The sequence below is a fragment of the Flavobacterium sp. B167r genome (genome assembly GCF_056824315.1).
This window is the reverse complement of record NZ_CP124859.1, coordinates 971,109-988,366: the sequence shown is the minus strand read 5'-3', so window position 1 is coordinate 988,366 and position 17,258 is coordinate 971,109. Positions and strand designations below refer to the sequence as shown.

At 35.2% G+C, this 17,258-nt stretch carries 14 protein-coding genes; 10 read left to right on the top strand and 4 right to left on the bottom strand.

Annotation, left to right across the window (positions count from 1 at the left end; translation table 11 throughout):
* Window positions 1-114: 114 nt before the first annotated feature.
* The 5 genes from QLQ96_RS04590 (at window position 115) to QLQ96_RS04570 (ending at window position 5,364) form a co-directional block, all read left to right on the top strand.
* Complete coding sequence (locus tag QLQ96_RS04590) at window positions 115-2,367, top strand: TonB-dependent receptor (RefSeq protein ID WP_482495059.1); 2,253 nt, start codon at window positions 115-117, stop codon at window positions 2,365-2,367.
* Between the two features lie 128 nt (window positions 2,368-2,495).
* Complete coding sequence (locus QLQ96_RS04585) at window positions 2,496-2,960, top strand: thioredoxin family protein (protein WP_482495057.1); 465 nt, start codon at window positions 2,496-2,498, stop codon at window positions 2,958-2,960.
* 18 nt (window positions 2,961-2,978) lie between these two features.
* Window positions 2,979-4,139: a lycopene cyclase family protein gene (locus tag QLQ96_RS04580; RefSeq protein WP_482495055.1), complete on the top strand. Its 1,161-nt coding sequence runs from the start codon at window positions 2,979-2,981 to the stop codon at window positions 4,137-4,139.
* A 238-nt stretch (window positions 4,140-4,377) separates the two neighbouring features.
* Entirely contained in the window at window positions 4,378-4,824 is a 447-nt protein-coding gene (locus QLQ96_RS04575) for an ArsR/SmtB family transcription factor (protein WP_482495053.1), read from the top strand.
* 129 nt (window positions 4,825-4,953) lie between these two features.
* Window positions 4,954-5,364 carry a BrxA/BrxB family bacilliredoxin gene (locus tag QLQ96_RS04570; RefSeq protein ID WP_482495051.1) on the top strand — a complete coding sequence of 137 codons (411 nt, stop codon included), beginning with the start codon at window positions 4,954-4,956 and terminating at the stop codon, window positions 5,362-5,364.
* Between the two features lie 137 nt (window positions 5,365-5,501).
* Here the strand turns inward: QLQ96_RS04570 and QLQ96_RS04565 are convergent, their stop codons facing one another.
* Genes QLQ96_RS04565 through QLQ96_RS04555 form a run of 3 tightly spaced genes read right to left on the bottom strand, consistent with a single transcriptional unit; the run spans window position 5,502 to window position 11,199 of the window.
* Complete coding sequence (locus QLQ96_RS04565; protein WP_482495049.1) at window positions 5,502-6,869, bottom strand: efflux transporter outer membrane subunit; 1,368 nt, start codon at window positions 6,867-6,869, stop codon at window positions 5,502-5,504.
* A complete protein-coding gene (locus QLQ96_RS04560) occupies window positions 6,862-10,035 on the bottom strand; it encodes an efflux RND transporter permease subunit (protein ID WP_482495048.1) in 3,174 nt (1,057 codons plus the stop codon). Before QLQ96_RS04560 ends, QLQ96_RS04565 begins: the two co-directional genes overlap by 8 nt.
* Window positions 10,036-10,053: 18 nt before the next feature.
* Window positions 10,054-11,199 carry an efflux RND transporter periplasmic adaptor subunit gene (locus QLQ96_RS04555; protein WP_482495046.1) on the bottom strand — a complete coding sequence of 382 codons (1,146 nt, stop codon included), beginning with the start codon at window positions 11,197-11,199 and terminating at the stop codon, window positions 10,054-10,056.
* Window positions 11,200-11,458: 259 nt separating this feature from the next.
* Between QLQ96_RS04555 and QLQ96_RS04550 the strand changes: the two genes are divergently transcribed.
* From QLQ96_RS04550 to QLQ96_RS04530, 5 genes are all read left to right on the top strand, one after another.
* Window positions 11,459-12,421 (top strand): polyphosphate kinase 2 family protein, encoded by a 963-nt coding sequence (locus QLQ96_RS04550; protein WP_482495044.1) that lies wholly within the window; start codon window positions 11,459-11,461, stop codon window positions 12,419-12,421.
* A gap of 281 nt (window positions 12,422-12,702) precedes the next feature.
* Window positions 12,703-14,061 (top strand): oxygen-dependent tRNA uridine(34) hydroxylase TrhO, encoded by a 1,359-nt coding sequence (trhO, locus tag QLQ96_RS04545; RefSeq protein WP_482495042.1) that lies wholly within the window; start codon window positions 12,703-12,705, stop codon window positions 14,059-14,061.
* A 24-nt stretch (window positions 14,062-14,085) separates the two neighbouring features.
* Complete coding sequence (gene tnpA / locus QLQ96_RS04540; protein WP_482495041.1) at window positions 14,086-14,529, top strand: IS200/IS605 family transposase; 444 nt, start codon at window positions 14,086-14,088, stop codon at window positions 14,527-14,529.
* A gap of 238 nt (window positions 14,530-14,767) precedes the next feature.
* Entirely contained in the window at window positions 14,768-16,009 is a 1,242-nt protein-coding gene (locus QLQ96_RS04535) for a peptidase U32 family protein (RefSeq protein ID WP_482495039.1), read from the top strand.
* Window positions 16,009-16,239: a ferredoxin gene (locus QLQ96_RS04530; protein WP_482495038.1), complete on the top strand. Its 231-nt coding sequence runs from the start codon at window positions 16,009-16,011 to the stop codon at window positions 16,237-16,239. Before QLQ96_RS04535 ends, QLQ96_RS04530 begins: the two co-directional genes overlap by 1 nt.
* Before the next feature lie 141 nt (window positions 16,240-16,380).
* Here QLQ96_RS04530 and QLQ96_RS04525 read toward each other — a convergent pair whose 3' ends face one another.
* Window positions 16,381-17,250 (bottom strand): hypothetical protein, encoded by an 870-nt coding sequence (locus QLQ96_RS04525; protein ID WP_482495036.1) that lies wholly within the window; start codon window positions 17,248-17,250, stop codon window positions 16,381-16,383.
* Window positions 17,251-17,258 lie beyond the last annotated feature (8 nt).

The window sequence follows — 17,258 nt, the reverse complement described above, 5'->3', positions numbered from 1 at the left end:
GCCTCAAAACAAAATTCTAACATATTGAATTCAATCCGTTTGAAAATTTTTGTTTCAAGAATAAGTGTATGTCAAATTTAATTTTTAGTTTTGTCTAAATTTAATTTTATAACGATGAAATATTTATTTTTGACAATATTAATAATTTCAGCTAAAAGCCTTTATTCGCAAAATATCCAAGGAAAAGTAGAAAGATCAATTCATGTAAGTCAAGATATTAATGTTAGTTTATTAAATACAAACTTTAAAACCCAAACCGATTCTTTAGGGATTTATCAGTTTCAAAATATTCCAAAAGGAACTTATAAAATTCATGTAACCTCGACTGGATTCAAACCGATAACTCAAAAAATATCTGTTTTAGAAAATGAAAATCTAAACTTGGATTTTGAATTGGAAGAAGATCAAAACGAATTGAACGAAGTAGTAGTTTCGGGAACTTTAAAACCGGTGAAACGATTAGAAAGTGCCGTTCCCGTTGAGGTTTATTCGCCAGTTTTCTTCAAGAAAAATCCAACGCCAAGTATTTACGATGCGCTTCAAAACATAAACGGCGTTCGTCCTCAGTTGAATTGTGGCGTTTGCAACACGGGAGATATTCACATAAACGGATTAGAAGGTCCGTATACTTTGGTTATGATTGACGGAATGCCAATTGTGAGCAGTCTTTCGACGGTTTATGGTTTATCGGGAATTCCGAATTCTTTGGTCGAACGAATTGAAATTGTAAAAGGTCCCGCTTCGTCGCTTTACGGAAGTGAAGCAGTTGGCGGTTTAATCAATATTATTACTAAAAATCCAACATCAGCGCCGACTTTTTCAGCCGATTATTTTACGACTTCTTATTTTGAAAGCAACCTCGATTTGGGAACGAAGTTTAATGTTGGGAAAAAAGCGACTTCACTGATTGGCGTAAATTACTTCAATTACGATCAGGTTATTGATAAAGACAAAGACAACTTTACCGATGTTACGCTTTCTGAACGAATTTCAGTTTTTAATAAGTGGAGTTTTAAACGAAATCATAATCGCCTTTTTACGATTGCGGCGCGTGGAATGTATGAAGATCGTTGGGGTGGAGACATTCGTTGGGAAAAGAAATACCGAGGCGGTGATGAAATCTATGGCGAAAGTATTTACACCAAAAGAGCCGAATTAATTGGAAGTTACCAATTGCCTTTTGAAGATAAACTGATGCTTTCGTTTTCTGGAAATGTTCATTATCAAGACAGCCGATACGGAACAACATCTTATATAGCTAATCAGAAAATTGGTTTTTTACAGCTGACTTGGGATAAAAAAATTGGAAGAAATGATTTATTGGCAGGAATTGCAAGTCGATATACGTATTATGATGACAACACGCCGGCAACCAAAGAAGCTGAAAACACTTGGCTTCCAGGGATTTTTGTTCAGGATGAAATCACGTTTTCTCCAAAAAGTCAGGTTTTGTTGGGAATGCGATATGATTATAATTCGATTCATGGATCTATTTTCACACCAAGATTTGCTTACCGATTTAAAGCCAACGAAAACACAATTTTTAGATTAAATGCTGGAACTGGATTTCGTGTTGTGAATTTGTTTACTGAAGATCACGCGGCGTTAACGGGTTCTAGAGATGTTATTATCAAAAATGATTTGAAACCAGAACAATCTGTAAATGTGAATTTGAATTATATTCAGAAAATCAATTTTGGAAATGGAACGTTTATGGGAATCGAAACGACTGCTTTTTACACCAGATTCAGCAATAAAATCATTTCAGATTATGAGTCAAATCCAAATGAAATCATCTACGACAATATTGATGGTTATGCGATAAGTCAAGGAATCAGCACGAATGTAGATCTTAATTTTCCGTCGGGATTAAAATTTATTGTTGGCGCCACGGTTTTAGACAATAAAAATATAGAAAACGGAATTTCAGAAAGACCGTATTTGACGGAGAATTTTACAGGAACTTGGAGTGTTTCGTACAAAATTCAACCTTGGAATTTATCGATGGATTATACTGGAAATGTTTACAGTCCGATGAAACTGCCTTTGTTGAGCGAAACCGATCCAAGAAGCCCGAAATCGCCTTGGTATAGTATTCAAAACATTCAATTTACCTATTCGGGATGGAAAGATTTTGAAGTTTATGGCGGAATCAAAAACCTGTTGAACTTTACACCAAAACAAAATAATCCGTTTTTGATTTCCAGAACGAATGATCCTTTCGATAAAAATGTGCAATACGATCCGGCCGGAAAAGTTTTGGTAACGCCAGGTAATCCGTATGGTTTGACATTTGATACGACTTATGTGTATGGGCAAAACCAAACTATTCGCGGATTTTTAGGATTGCGATATACTTTTAGGTAATTTTAATAGCCACGGATTAAAAGGTTTTTCGTTTGTCAGGCTGAGCGAAGTCGAAGCCCCGTTCCAATTGGAGCGCCCTTCGACTCCGCTTAGGATGACAAACGAATTCAAATTAGAAATTTTTAAAAATGAAAAAGCTTCTTCTATTTATTCTTTTCTTCGGAATAACTTCAACGGGAATCTGCCAATTAAAAAGCAGCTCTTTTGAAGAAATAGACAGATTGCAACAAATCCAAAAACGAAAAATCATTGTTTTCATCCATACCGATTGGTGTCAGTTTTGTCAAAGAATGAAAGCTACGACATTTAAAAATCAGGAAATTATTGAAAAACTAAATTCCGATTTCTATTTTATTGATTTCAATGCCGAAGAAAAACGAGATATTAGATTCAATAATCATACTTTTAAATATCAACCTTCGGGAAATAATGTTGGGGTTCACGAATTGGCTTTAGAACTCGGAAGGATAAACAACCAGATGGCGTATCCTATTTTATGTGTTTTGAATGATAAGGATGAAATTATCTTTCAGTACAATAATTATTTGGCGCTAAAAGATTTTAAAGTGTTATTAGAAAATCTGGAAAAGTAAATTTTCTTATTTTTGAGAATGAATTCTTCGCAAATCCCACATTTCGATTACATTTTTACAGGAACTGGACTCGCATCTTTGATGACGGTTTACAAAATGATTTTGTCTGAAAAATTCTCCGACAAATCGATTTTACTTCTCGATCAAGATTCGAAGAAAATCAATGACAGAACTTGGTGTTTTTGGGGAAAAGAAGAAAGCGTTTGGGATTCGGTTATTTCAAAAAAATGGGATTCGGCGTTATTTTTCAATGAAAGTTTTAATCGAAGTTTGGCGATAAAGCCTTATTCATACAATAAAATCAATGGTTTAGATTTTTATGATTTTGTTTTTAAAGCCATTTTAAAACAGTCCAATATTACTTTTTTAAAAGAAAAAATAACTGATATCAACGAACTCGAAACGCATGTTTTTGTCGGCACAGAAGAAAATCGATACACTTGCAATTATCTTTTCAATAGTATTTACAGTAAGGCTTTCGCCGAAAGGCAAAACAAATATCCCGTTTTACAACAGCATTTTGTAGGCTGGTTTGTAAAAACGCAAGAGGAAGTTTTCAATCCTGAAGAAGTCACTTTCATGGACTTTTCGGTTGAACAAAGAGGAAATACAAGATTTATGTATGTTTTGCCTACTTCAAAAACGGAGGCTTTGGTTGAATATACTTTGTTTTCGGAAAAATTGCTTCCAAAAGAAGAATACGAAAAAGAGATTGAACTTTATCTGAAGAAATTAGGTTCGGAACATTACGAAATTCTGGAAAAAGAGGAGGGAAGCATTCCAATGACTTGTTATCCTTTTTGGGAAAAAAACACCAAACGAGTATTGAACATTGGTACGGCAGGCGGTTGGACAAAAGCGAGTACAGGTTATACTTTTAAAAACGCAGATAAGAAATCTTCGGATTTAGTGGAGTTTATTCAAAAGAAAGACTTTGAAATGAAAAACTTTCACAAAAAATCTAAGTTTTGGTTTTACGATTTATTGCTTTTGGATATTCTGTATCGTCATAACGAATTGGGAAGTTCTATTTTTTCATCCTTATTTCGAAAAGGAAATCCTAAATTGATTTTTAAATTCTTGGATGAAGAAACGAATTTAGTCGAGGATTTGAAAGTGATTCTGAAATGCCCCAAACTACCTTTTGTAAAGGCTTTGATTAGAGTTTTGCTGAAGTAATTTAGATTTACATTATTTTTTCTCTTCAAATCGTCAAAGATAGTTGACGCCTTAAAAACATTGATCTTTTGGTGATTCGTTATTAATTAAAAGTGCCTTATTCTTTTATAAAAATGACTTATTGAGACATTCTCGAAATAATTCATGTATTTAAATTTGCTGAATCAAAATTGAGTTTACAGATTTTGATTCAACGATAGAAAATATAATCGCTTACTAACGATAATGAATGATGAAAATGGCTAAACCCTTACTATTTGATGCTGAAACAGAAGAAGTAGGCGAAATCTGCAAAGCACTTGGGCATCCAACGAGAGTTCAGATTATGACGCTCCTTTGGAAAAGAAATAAAAGGACTTGCGGTGAAATTGTCGAATTAATTCCTTTGGCACAATCTACAATATCCAAACATCTGCTGGAATTAAAAAAAGCAAATTTGGTTTCGATAGAATATCACGGAAAGAAGACCATTTATTCTATTGAGATACATACCATTAATGCTCTGAAAAAATATTTGAAAAGCTATCTTTCGACGATTGAAATTTCTGAGGAAAATAAAAAGACAGTTTTAACTACTAGGCATAGAGTACGAGGAAGGAACAGTCATTTGAAACAATATAATTATCAATTTCCTCATAAAAAATCAAAACAGGAAAGTTTAGATTTTACAGGAGAAAATAATTAAGAAGCAGAAATATGTTTTGATATAGAATTTAATATCAAACTATAACAAAACTTTATACTTGAAAGTAACTAGTTGCGAGTAAACTTTGTAACTTTGCAGTTCAAAAAGTACAATTTAAAACAAAAGAATATGTATCCACTAGAAATGGTAAAACCAATGGAGGCTGAATTAACAGCTGCTGGTTTTCAAGACTTACATAGTGCTGAGGCTGTTGAGAATGCTATCAAAGCCGAAGGTACCACTTTAGTTGTTGTAAACTCTGTTTGCGGGTGCGCTGCAAGAAATGCACGTCCGGGAGCAAAAATGAGTTTGGATAATGCTAAAAAACCAGATCATTTAATTACTGTTTTTGCAGGTGTTGACAAAGAAGCTGTTGATACTGCAAGACAACATATGTTCCCATTTCCTCCTTCTTCGCCATCTATGGCTTTGTTTAAAAACGGAGAATTGGTTCACATGTTAGAGCGTCACCACATCGAAGGACGTCCAGCAGAATTAATCGCTGAGAATTTACAAGATGCGTTTAACGAGTTTTGTTAATTTGTTAAGGTTCAAAGGCTCAAAAGGTACAGAGGTACAAAGCATAAAACAAAAAGCACTATTTTTAATAGTGCTTTTTGTTTTTTATAAATTTAGCATAAAACCTTCGGACCTTTGCGACTCTGGACCTTTGTACCTTACATATTCCATCCCCCGCCTAATGCTTTATACAATTCGATCATAGAACTTAATTGTCTTTCTGATAATTGGGCAAGACTTAATTGGGCATTAAAAAGGTTGGTTTCTACATCTAAAACTTCAAGATATGAAACGTAACCACTGTCGTATCTTTCGTGAGATAGCTTGTAGTTAATTAAAGCCGCCTGAACTTGTCTGTTGCGCGCTTTCCACTCTTCTTGATAAGTTCTCACGTTTTGTATGGATTGTTCTACTTCTGAAACGGCACCAATATAGGTTTTTTGATAAATGAATTTGAATTGTTCTGCCTGTTGTCTGTTGATTTCAACCCTTCTTTTGTTTTTTCCGAATGCAAAAATAGGACCTGCAATTCCGCCGGATGCATTTTGAATGTAAGAACTTCCTAAAAATAAGTTGCTTAAATCGGCACTGGCAAAACCAGCAATGGCAGCTAAATTGATGGAAGGAAAACGCATTGCCTGAGCAACACCAATTCTTTCATTTGCCGCAGCATATCTTAATTCGGCAGCTTTTACATCGGGTCTGTTTTCTAGAAGAGCAGAAGGGAGAGACAAAGGAATTTGACTTACAATTTGCAGTTCTGTATTGCTTTTTCCTCTCGGAATTTGAGACGGAAGCTGACCAGTAAGCAATGCAATTGTATTTTCGTAATATGTTATTTGTCTTTGAATGTTAGGAATTGCGGCCTCGGCAATGGCAACCTGCTGTTCAATCTGCGCTTTGTCAACTTCGGAGATGTAACCCTTCGCAAATCTTTCACTTATGATTTGGTAGTATTTTTCTCTTGTTTCAAGAGTGTGCTTGGTTATTTCGAGTTGATTATCAAAATTTCGCATTTGGAAATACGCTATCGCAATGTTGGCTACAATTTCAGATAATACCACTTTTCGAGCTTCTTCAGTTGCAAGAAGTTCATTTTTTACCGCATTATTTTCATGGCGAAATTTCCCCCAAAAGTCAAGTTCCCAAGACATGCTGGCTCCCGCTGTTGACGGAGTAATATATTTCTCATTGCTGTTAATGGTAGCGCCATATTGGAAAGCTGGAAATAAATCTGCCTTTGCATAACCTAACTCTGCACGAAGTTGTTCAATTCTTGAAACTGCAATTTTGAGATCATAATTATTCTGAAGGCCTTTTGTTATAAGATCCTTTAAAACATCATCATTAAACAAATCAAACCATTTTACGTTGGTCACCGAAGTGAGACTGTCTAGATTTCTCTCATTTATATAAGACTCTGATTTTAGCTGTTCTGGTTTTTTATATTTTGGTCCTACCATACATCCGGCTGGAAATAAGGAAATAACCAATATAATCACGATTATTTTATATTTCTTACTCATGGTCTGTAGTATTTGATTCTACATTGTTTTCTGTCGTTACGATTGCTTCCTCCTTCTTGTGTCCAATTCTTTCAATCATAACAAATAGACCAGGCACGATTAATACACCTAAAATGGTGGCGATTAACATACCGCTAAATACTGCCATTCCCATTACAATACGCGCTTGCGATCCTGCGCCTGTAGCGGTCAGTAACGGAACTACTCCAAGAATAAAAGCAAAAGCAGTCATCAAGATCGGACGAAAACGAAGTCTTGCCGCATACATTGCAGATTCGTAAAGAGGTTTTCCTTTTTCATATTCTTCTTTAGCGAATTCGACAATTAAAATGGCATTTTTAGCTACCAATCCGATGAGGAGAACGAGTCCGATTTGCGCAAAAACGTTATTGACATAAGCATCACTTCCAAATCTTGCTAGAAGAAGTCCTAAAAATGCTCCGAATACTGCGAAAGGCGCTCCGAGAAGTACACTGAATGGTAATTTCCAACTTTCGTATTGAGCAGCAAGAATCAGGAATACAAATACCAAAGCCATAACGAATACGGATCCTCCTCCTGGAGAATGCTTTTCTTGATATGATAAGTTGATGTAATCGAAACTCATATCTGCTGGCAAAGTCTGTTTGGCGACTTCTTCTAAAGCGGTCAAAGCCTGAGCACTACTATAACCATCATTTGGACTTCCTCCAATCTCAGCAGATCGGAATAGGTTCAGACGGTTTGTAAAATCAGGGCCGGACACTTTGGTTGCTGTAACCAATGTTGAAACAGGAAGCATATCGCCTTTGTTATTTTTGACATAAATCATGTTTAAGTCCTCTGGTTTCACACGATTAACGGCTTCACCTTGAACATAAACTTTATACTGACGGCCGAAGCGGTTAAAATCATTTACATAACTTCCTCCCAAAAAGGCTCCGAGTGCTTCGGTGACTTTAGATACGGGTATTCCTAATTTCATGGCTTTATCGTTGTCGATATCCAATTTAATTTGTGGAGTACCAGCATTAAAAGTGGTATAAATTCGTTTTATTTCGGGGCGCTGTTGTGCAGCCGCAATAAAGTTTTGGGTTTGTTCTGCTAAATATTGCGGTGTATTTCCTCCTCGGTCTTGAAGCATCAAACTAAAACCTGCCGAAGCACCTAAACCTTGAATCGCAGGCGGACCAAACGAAAAACAAGTCGCAGTTGTAATTTGAGTCGCCAGTTTTTTATTGAATCGGTCTACAAATTGTTTGGCTGTTTCCGCTCTTTCTTCCCAAGGTTTTAGTGAAATGAAAATGAAAGCATTATTTGGCTGATAGGAATTGGTAAGCATACTAAATCCGTTTATCGTGGTGTACGACAGAATAGATTTTTCTTCTTTAAGAAAACTGTCTACTTTTTTCGAAATTTCATCGGTGCGCTGTAATGATGATGCTGGAGGCAAGGCAATATTTACTAAGACATAGCCTTGGTCTTCTTCTGGAATAAATCCTAGAGGAATTTTCTTCCCTAACAATGCTGTAGCAGCTAATACTACGACCAATAAAATCACAATACGGACTGCTTTTTTTGCAAAGAATGTTGCTCCGCTAATGTATTTTCCTGTTACATTTTCAAAAACGCGGTTAAAACCAGCAAAGAATTTTGCAAGCCATCCTTTTTGCTGGTCAATAGGTTTTGTTGGTTTTAAGAGCATAGCACAAAGTGCGGGACTTAAAGATAAAGCGCTAAATGCCGAAAAGGCGACCGAGACAGCAATGGTTATGGCAAATTGCTGGTAAAAACGTCCAGTAATTCCGGGAGTCATCGCAACTGGAATAAAAACAGCGCATAAAATTAAAGCAATTGCGATTACGGGTCCAGACACTTCTTTCATAGCTTGAACTGTGGCTTCTTTAGGTGTTTTGCCATGTTCGATGTGATGTATGACGGCTTCTACGACTACAATTGCATCATCGACCACAATACCAATTGCCAATACTAATCCTAAAAGGGAAAGCGTATTGATTGAAAATCCTAACATTGGGAAAACTGCAATAGTACCAATCAGCGAAACTGGGACAGTAATTAACGGAATTAAAGTAGCACGCCAATTTTGAAGAAATATGAATACCACTATAATAACCAATATAATAGCTTCAAAAAGAGTGTGTACAATATCATCGACTCCTGCGGTAATAGCAAGTGTTGTGTCTAAAGATTCTTGATAAACAATGTCTTGAGGAAATTTCTCTGACATTGTTTTCATTGCAGTTTTTGCGGCTTCGGCTACATCAAGGGCATTACTTCCTGGCATTTGATATAAAGCAACAACGGCACTGGGCGAGCTGTTTCTTCTCGCTGTTGAGCTATAGTTTTCTGTTCCTAATTCGATACGAGCAATGTCGCCCATTAAAACCTGAGCTCCGTCTTCTTTACTTCGAACGACAATATTTCCAAATTCTTTTTCGGTAACTAAACGGTCTTGAAGCGTTACGCCGTAAGTAAACTCAGTATTCGGAGGCGCTGGTTCGGCTCCAAATTTCCCTCCTGGACTAATCATGTTTTGTGCGTTCAGCGCATTTTTGACATCTTCAACCGTTACGCCAAGTTTACTCATTATATCGGCTTTTAGCCAAATACGCATCGAGTAATCACTTCCTCCAAAAAGAGTAACCTCTCCAACTCCTTTTATACGAGCCAGTTGGTCAACAACATTGATACTTGCATAGTTGTTTAAGAATTTAGCATCATATTTCGGATTGGTTGAGGTAATGGTAAATAACATCATCGGAAACGATAGTGATTTTTTCACCACGACACCTTGTTGTTTTACACTCGAAGGCATAAATGGAGCAGACTGGTTTTGTCTGTTTTGAGTCAACATATTGGCGTTGTCGAGATTGGTTCCTACATCGAAAGTAACTTCAATAGTACAAGCTCCATCAGAAGTATTGATCGATTTCATGTATAGCATATTTTCAACACCGTTCACTTTTTGCTCAATAGGAGTCGCAACTGCCTGTTCTACATTCAGCGCGTTTGCTCCTGTAAAAGAAGTTGTGATTTTTACAACGGGCGGATTAATATCCGGATATTGCGAAATAGGTGTTTTTTGTAGTGCCAATAATCCAAGTATCACAATGATAATACTAATTACAATGGCAACAATTGGTCTTCGGACGAAAAATTCTCCCATAATAGTATGTGATTTAGATTACTTTGCAACTACAGTTTCTGGATCGACCAACTGCCATTGAACAATTTTAGGAGTAATGACACTTCCATTTTTCAATAATGAAGTACCTCCCATGGCTATCTTATCTCCAGGTTTTAGTCCTTCTTCAATGATATAACCGTTTTTAACGACCGGACCTGGTTTTACAATCTGCATTTGTACTTTATTGTCATTGCCTACTACATAAACCTGATAAATACCTTGCACTTCAATGACGGCACGTTGCGGAATTACAATTGCTTCTTTGCGAATGTCTGTAAGCAGCGCCACTTTCACATATTGACCGGGGCGAAGCAGTTTGTCTGGATTAGGAAATTGAGCTTCAAATGTAATTGCTCCTGTAGAAGGATCTATTTGTCTATCGGCAAAACTTACTTTTCCTTTTTCTGGATATGTAGAACCGTCTGATAGTTTTATAGTAACTACTGCTCCAGAACCTTTTAAAGCAGAATTTGGTTTGTTGAATTCTCTATATAAACGAAGAAATTCTTGTTCGCTGATGGTAAATCGCACTCTCACATCTCCCAAATCTGAAATGGTATTTAAAATAGACGCGGCACCCGGTCTAACATAATCACCAACACGGACTTTCGAAATGCCTATTAATCCAGAAATCGGCGCTAAAATTTGACAATAACCCAACTCAATTTTTGCATTTTGAAGAGAAGCATTCGAAGCCTTAATTTGAGCAAGCGACGCATTATATGCTGCTTTTGCCGAAACCAATTCCCTCTGGCTCACCGCATTCATTTTTGCTAATGGAGTAATCATATCCAAATCAGATTTGGTTTTAGATAATAGTGCCTGCGATTCTGCGGCACCTCCTTCGGCTTCATTAAGTTTTGCTCTGTACGGTAAAGGATCAATTGTGTAAAGTACCTGTCCTTTTTTGACAAAACTTCCTTCTTTAAAGTTCATGCTTTCGATAATACCATCAACTCGTGGGTTAATTTGTATATCAGATTGACCAAAAGTCTGTCCCGTATATTCCGATTCTAATTGCACATCTTGCTGTAAAACAGAAGTGACAGAAATTTCTAACGGTTTGGGGCTTGGAGGTGTTTCTTTTTTGCAAGAAAACATCAAGAGACTTAATAAGATTGCGGAGGAGTAGATTTTGTTCATTGTTAAATTCTTTTAGATAAAATTCATTAATTACAACTAACTAAAAACCAATAAAGTGCATGAGCTAAGTTAGCGTTTTTTTATATAAATGAACAGATATTGATGAAATTTTGTTAATTTTAGTTAAAATATTATTTGTCTGTATATCAGTGGGTAACAATAAATAAGGTGAAATGCTATTTTGTATCGATAAACTACATTTTTGTAAGAATACGATATTTCCCATACTAGTAATAATAATTCAATAACTTTTGTAATTATGCCAAAAAATAATAAGAAAAAACACAATAAAAAGAAAGAAAATGACAATGAATTAAAAAAGATAACCAAGAAGGAATTGTTGCTTCGAGCCAAGAAATTTTCTGAACAATATTGTGTAGGCGACGATAAGGATTTTACCTTAAAAGACAAACCCACATCTTATTCTGGAGACGAAGACAAGGCAATAATCCAAAAAGCATTAAAAATGGGAGTTAAAGCTCTTGCTGCCATGCAGGATATTTTGTACGCTCAAGATAAATGGTCGGTTCTTCTTATTTTTCAAGCTATGGATGCCGCTGGAAAAGATGGCGCGATCAAACACGTCATGTCGGGCATAAATCCACAGGGCTGTCAAGTTTCTTCTTTTAAAGGTCCAAGTTCAGAAGAGTTAGATCATGATTATTTATGGCGTTGCCAAAAGCATCTTCCAGAAAGAGGTCGAATTGGAATTTTTAATCGTTCCTATTATGAAGAAGTGCTGGTAGTTCGTGTTCACGAAGCAATATTGAATGGTCAAAAGATTCCTGAAAAACTAGTTACCAAAGACATTTGGGAAAATCGTTTTGAAGACATTCGAAACTTCGAAAAATACCTCACTAGAAACGGAACGATTGTCATTAAATTTTTTCTGAATGTTTCGAAAGACGAACAAAAAAAGAGATTTATAGAAAGAGTTGACAATCCCGATAAAAACTGGAAATTTAGCGCAGCCGATGCTAGAGAACGAGGCTACTGGAACGATTATATGCATGCTTACGAAGAATTGATTAAAAATACATCGACCAAAAAATCGCCTTGGTATGTAATTCCAGCTGATAATAAATCGTATGCCCGAATTGCAATTGCTTCTGCCATAATTCATGCTTTAGACGAAATGGATTTAGAATATCCAAAAGTGAGTCCAGAAAAAATTGCGGAATTGAATGAAGTTAAAAAAGCGTTATTGGAAGAAAAAGATTGACCTTTTATAAATAAATATTTCTGAAAATGATTTTTAAGCAATCTTCAAATTATCTTTTTTCCTATTATACATTCTTCATTATTTATGATCCAGTGTAGTAAATAGTGCTGTAAATCAAGCTATAACCAACAAAGCAACAATATTGCGTTAACACTTTAAGGTGTTAAAAAAAATAGATAATTAAGGTAATACCATTTTTAATCTCAAAATAAACCCTAAATTTGCCGCAGATTTTAAAGAAAATCTAAAATATATATTCTTAACTTAAAACTGTTTATAGCATGCAACTGTATAACACTTTGAGCGCAGAAGAAAGAGCCATCATGATCGATGATGCAGGACAACAACGACTTACGTTGTCTTTCTATGCGTATGCCAAAATTCAAGATCCACAAAAATTTCGTAATGATTTATTCGTAGCCTGGAATGCCCTTGATGCATTAGGTCGAATTTACGTTGCCAACGAAGGAATAAATGCTCAAATGAGTGTTCCAGCTGAAAATTTTGAAGCTTTCAGAGAAACGCTGGAAGAATACGATTTTATGAAAGGCTTACGTTTGAATGTTGCTGTAGAGCATGATGATCATTCATTTTTAAAATTAACGATCAAAGTACGTCACAAAATCGTTGCTGACGGTTTAAACGACGATACTTTTGATGTAACAGATATTGGCGTTCACTTAAAAGCCAAAGAATTCAACGAAATCCTTGATGATCCAAACACGATTGTAGTAGATTTTAGAAATCACTACGAAAGTGAAGTAGGGCATTTTAAAAATGCGATTACTCCAGATGTTGAGACTTTCAGAGAAAGTTTGCCAATTATCAACGAACAGCTTAAAGATCATAAAGACGATAAAAATCTAGTAATGTATTGTACTGGAGGAATTCGTTGCGAAAAAGCGAGTGCTTATTTCAAACACCAAGGTTTCAAAAATGTATATCAATTAGAAGGTGGAATCATCAACTATGCGAAACAATTGAAAGAAGAAGGTTTAGAAAGCAAATTCATCGGTAAAAACTTCGTATTTGATAATCGTCTAGGCGAAAGAATTACAGATGATATCATTTCGCAATGCCACCAATGCGGAAAACCTTGTGATAACCATACCAACTGTGAAAACGATGGTTGCCATTTGTTGTTCATTCAATGTGATGAATGTAAAGCAGCAATGGATAACTGTTGTTCTACAGAATGTTTGGAGATTGTTCATATGCCATTGGTTGACCAAGTTCGTTTGAGAACCGGAAAACAGGTTGGGAATAAAGTGTTCAGAAAAGGAAAATCTGAAAATCTAAAATTCAAACATTCAGGTGAATTGCCAGAAACAGCTTTAGCAACAGCACAAAAGCCAGCTGATATTCGTCAGAAAATAAAAATCAAAAAAGTACTTCTTGGAAAAGCAGAGCATTATTATGTAAAAGCGCAAGTTGGACAATTTACGGTTGAAAATCACGAATTAAACGTTGGTGATAAAATTCTTATTTCTGGTCCAACAACTGGCGATCAGGAATTGGTTTTAGATAAATTCATCGTTGATGGTGCAGAAACTCAATGTGCTAAAGTTGGTGATAAAGTAACTTTTGAAGTTCCTTTCAGAATTAGATTGTCAGATAAAGTTTATAAAATTGTAAATTAGCGGTTTTAAAAACCCTAATTTACAATGTCGCATTCTTTTACCAAATTATGGATTCATGCCATTTGGGCAACCAAAAATCGTAAAGAACTAATTGATTTTTCAATTGAGAAAAATGTACACAATTATATTCACGATGAATTAATTGCATTGAATTGCCCTGTTAGAATTATTAACGGAATGCCTGACCATGTACATATTTTATTTTTACTGAATCCGCAAAAATCTATTTCAGATGTAATTCGTCAAGCGAAAGGAGGTTCTTCTCATTGCATAAATGGAGAAAATCTAATTCCTGAAAAATTCGCGTGGCAAACTGGCTATGCGGCTTTCGCGGTAAGCGAATCTCAGTTGGATATTGTTTTTGATTATATCAAAAATCAAAAACAGCATCATCTCAAAATGAATGCGCAACAGGAATTTGACGAATTTGTAAAATTGCATGGGTTTGGAAATTCAACCAATTTGTAAACATAAAAGAAACACAATCTATAAAAACATAGCCCACGGTTTCAACCGTGGGTGCACAATGCGCATCCTCAACGTCGCATAAAAATACGTTTCCTAAGGTTGAAACCGAGGGCTACGAATAATTTTTAAAATATAGAATATGATATAAATCATATAAATCAATTTATACCCACATTATTTTTGTCAATTGTTAGATGGCTAGATTCGAAAAATCGGTCATCAGAATAATAAATCAAAAATGACAATTAACAATACAATCGAACTCATGGCTCCCGTTGGGAACTTTGAGTCGCTTCAGGCTGCTTTAGATAATGGCTGCGATTCTGTATATTTTGGTGTTGAACAGCTCAACATGCGTGCAAGATCGACAGTGAATTTTACGATCGAAGATTTGAAAGAAATCGCCAATCGTTGCGAATCCAAAAATGTTCGAAGCTATCTTACTTTAAACACTATTATTTACGATCACGATTTATCAGTCGTGAAAACATTATTGAATAAAGCCAAAGAAGCTAACATCACGGCCGTAATTGCATCAGATCAAGCTGTAATTGCTATGGCAAGATCGATTGGGATGGAAGTTCATATTTCTACTCAATTGAATGTTACGAATATCGAAACCATTAAATTCTACAGTTTATTTGCTGATACAATGGTTTTGAGTCGTGAATTGAGTTTACGTCAGGTAAAGAAAATCACAGAACAAATAGAAAAAGAACAGATCAAAGGTCCGAACGGAAATTTAGTAGAAATCGAAATTTTTGGTCACGGGGCTTTGTGTATGGCAGTTTCAGGAAAATGTTATTTGAGTTTGCATTCTAATAATTCATCTGCAAATCGTGGTGCTTGCAAACAAAACTGCCGAAAAAAATATACGGTTATTGATCAGGAAACAGGATTCGAAATCGAATTGGATAACGAATATATGATGTCGCCAAAAGATTTGTGTACATTGGATTTCTTAGATCAAGTAATAGATTCTGGAATTCAAGTTTTAAAAATCGAAGGACGCGGACGTGCGCCTGAATATGTGGCAACTGTTATTAAAACCTATCGTGAAGCAATCGATGCGTATTACGAAGGCACTTTCTCAAAAGAGAAAACCGCAGTTTGGATGGAAGCTTTAAATACAGTTTACAATCGTGGTTTCTGGTCTGGCTATTATTTGGGACAAGAATTAGGAGAGTGGAGCGATATTCCTGGATCTGCAGCGACTCAGAAAAAGGTTTATGTTGGAAAAGGAACACATTATTTTCCAAAAGCAGAAGTTGGTCAATTCAAAATTGAAGCTTACGATATTAAAATAGGTGATAAAATTTTGGTGACAGGTCCAAGCACAGGCGCTCAGGAAATGATTATTGACGAAATGTTCGTGAATGACCTAGCAACAGAAAAAGCCACAAAAGGAGACGATTGTACTTTCAAATTGCCGTTTAGAATCAGAATGTCTGACAAATTATATAAAATCGTTGAGGCATAATGGTTATTATCACTTTACAAAGAGATAAATGTATTGGCTGTAATTATTGCGTTGAAATGGATCCCGCTCATTTTCAAATGTCAAAAAAAGATGGGAAATCGGTACTGCTTCATTCGCAGAATGCAAAAGGCTTTTTTACTTTAAAATCGCCAAATCATGCCATTGTAGAGAGTTGTGAATTGGCTGCAAAAGCTTGTCCGGTTAAGATTATTACGGTTAAGGAAACTTAGAGTGGAATAAAATGAGCAATTACAATTTGTAGCTGTTTCTTATTAGTTTGAAAGACTATTTCTTTTCGCCTTTATATTTGCTTTAGATTTTCCATTTAAAAAAAATGAAGTGTCAAGCTTTGTTTCGCGTAGGACAACAAATTAAAATCTAAATCGGAAATTGTATTTTGCCAATTGCTCAAATTCTGCTTTATTGATAAATACAAAATATTCTTTGTGTTTGGTAAAAGCTTTAGGAACTTCGGTGAATTTAAAAAAGAAGTCTCTGTTATTATTACTGGCAAAATAATCTGTGATCTTTTTGATAAAATTGTAGCTCAGAAATCCATCATCACTATTGAAAGTGTTTGGCTCATCCGATTCATTTAAATCAAATTGGTCAATTTTAAGGTTTTTCTGCAAAATAATCTCATGCCTAACATCATCGTCAGTTTTTAATGTATTTATTTTTATTCTATAGCGATCTTCTAAAACTGTATCAAGGAGAAAAATCTTTGATATCAACTCTTTGTAGTCATCAATAGTGTAATATCCATTATCAGCTAATTCAATATATCTGTCTGATGGTAAAATATCTTCTATTGTTACCTCATTATTCGTTATTATTTGATATTTATATCCCATAGCCTCCACATGCTTTATATCATCATTGCTGTATGGAATTTTAGAAATATTGTTTTTTGCTAACAACTGTTCAATCGATGTCGCGATTGTCTTGTAGCTATTGTCTTTATTTTGGTTAATATAGGTAATAGAATTGTCAGGAGACAGAAGTAATACTTTGTCATTATCATTAAAATTGAACTCTTCTGCAAAAGGTATATCCTTTAAATTAGGATAAGTATTTAGCAATTCTCCGTGCATTTCTAAAATAGTAGGGGAGCCATCATCTCTACGAAAATCAGAAAGTAACCTAAAAGTTGTATGATTACTGATATATATTAAATCATCAACTCTATTATATAATTCTTTAAATAATGGATGTCTTTCCTCTAATGTTTTCTGATTCATTTTTTGTT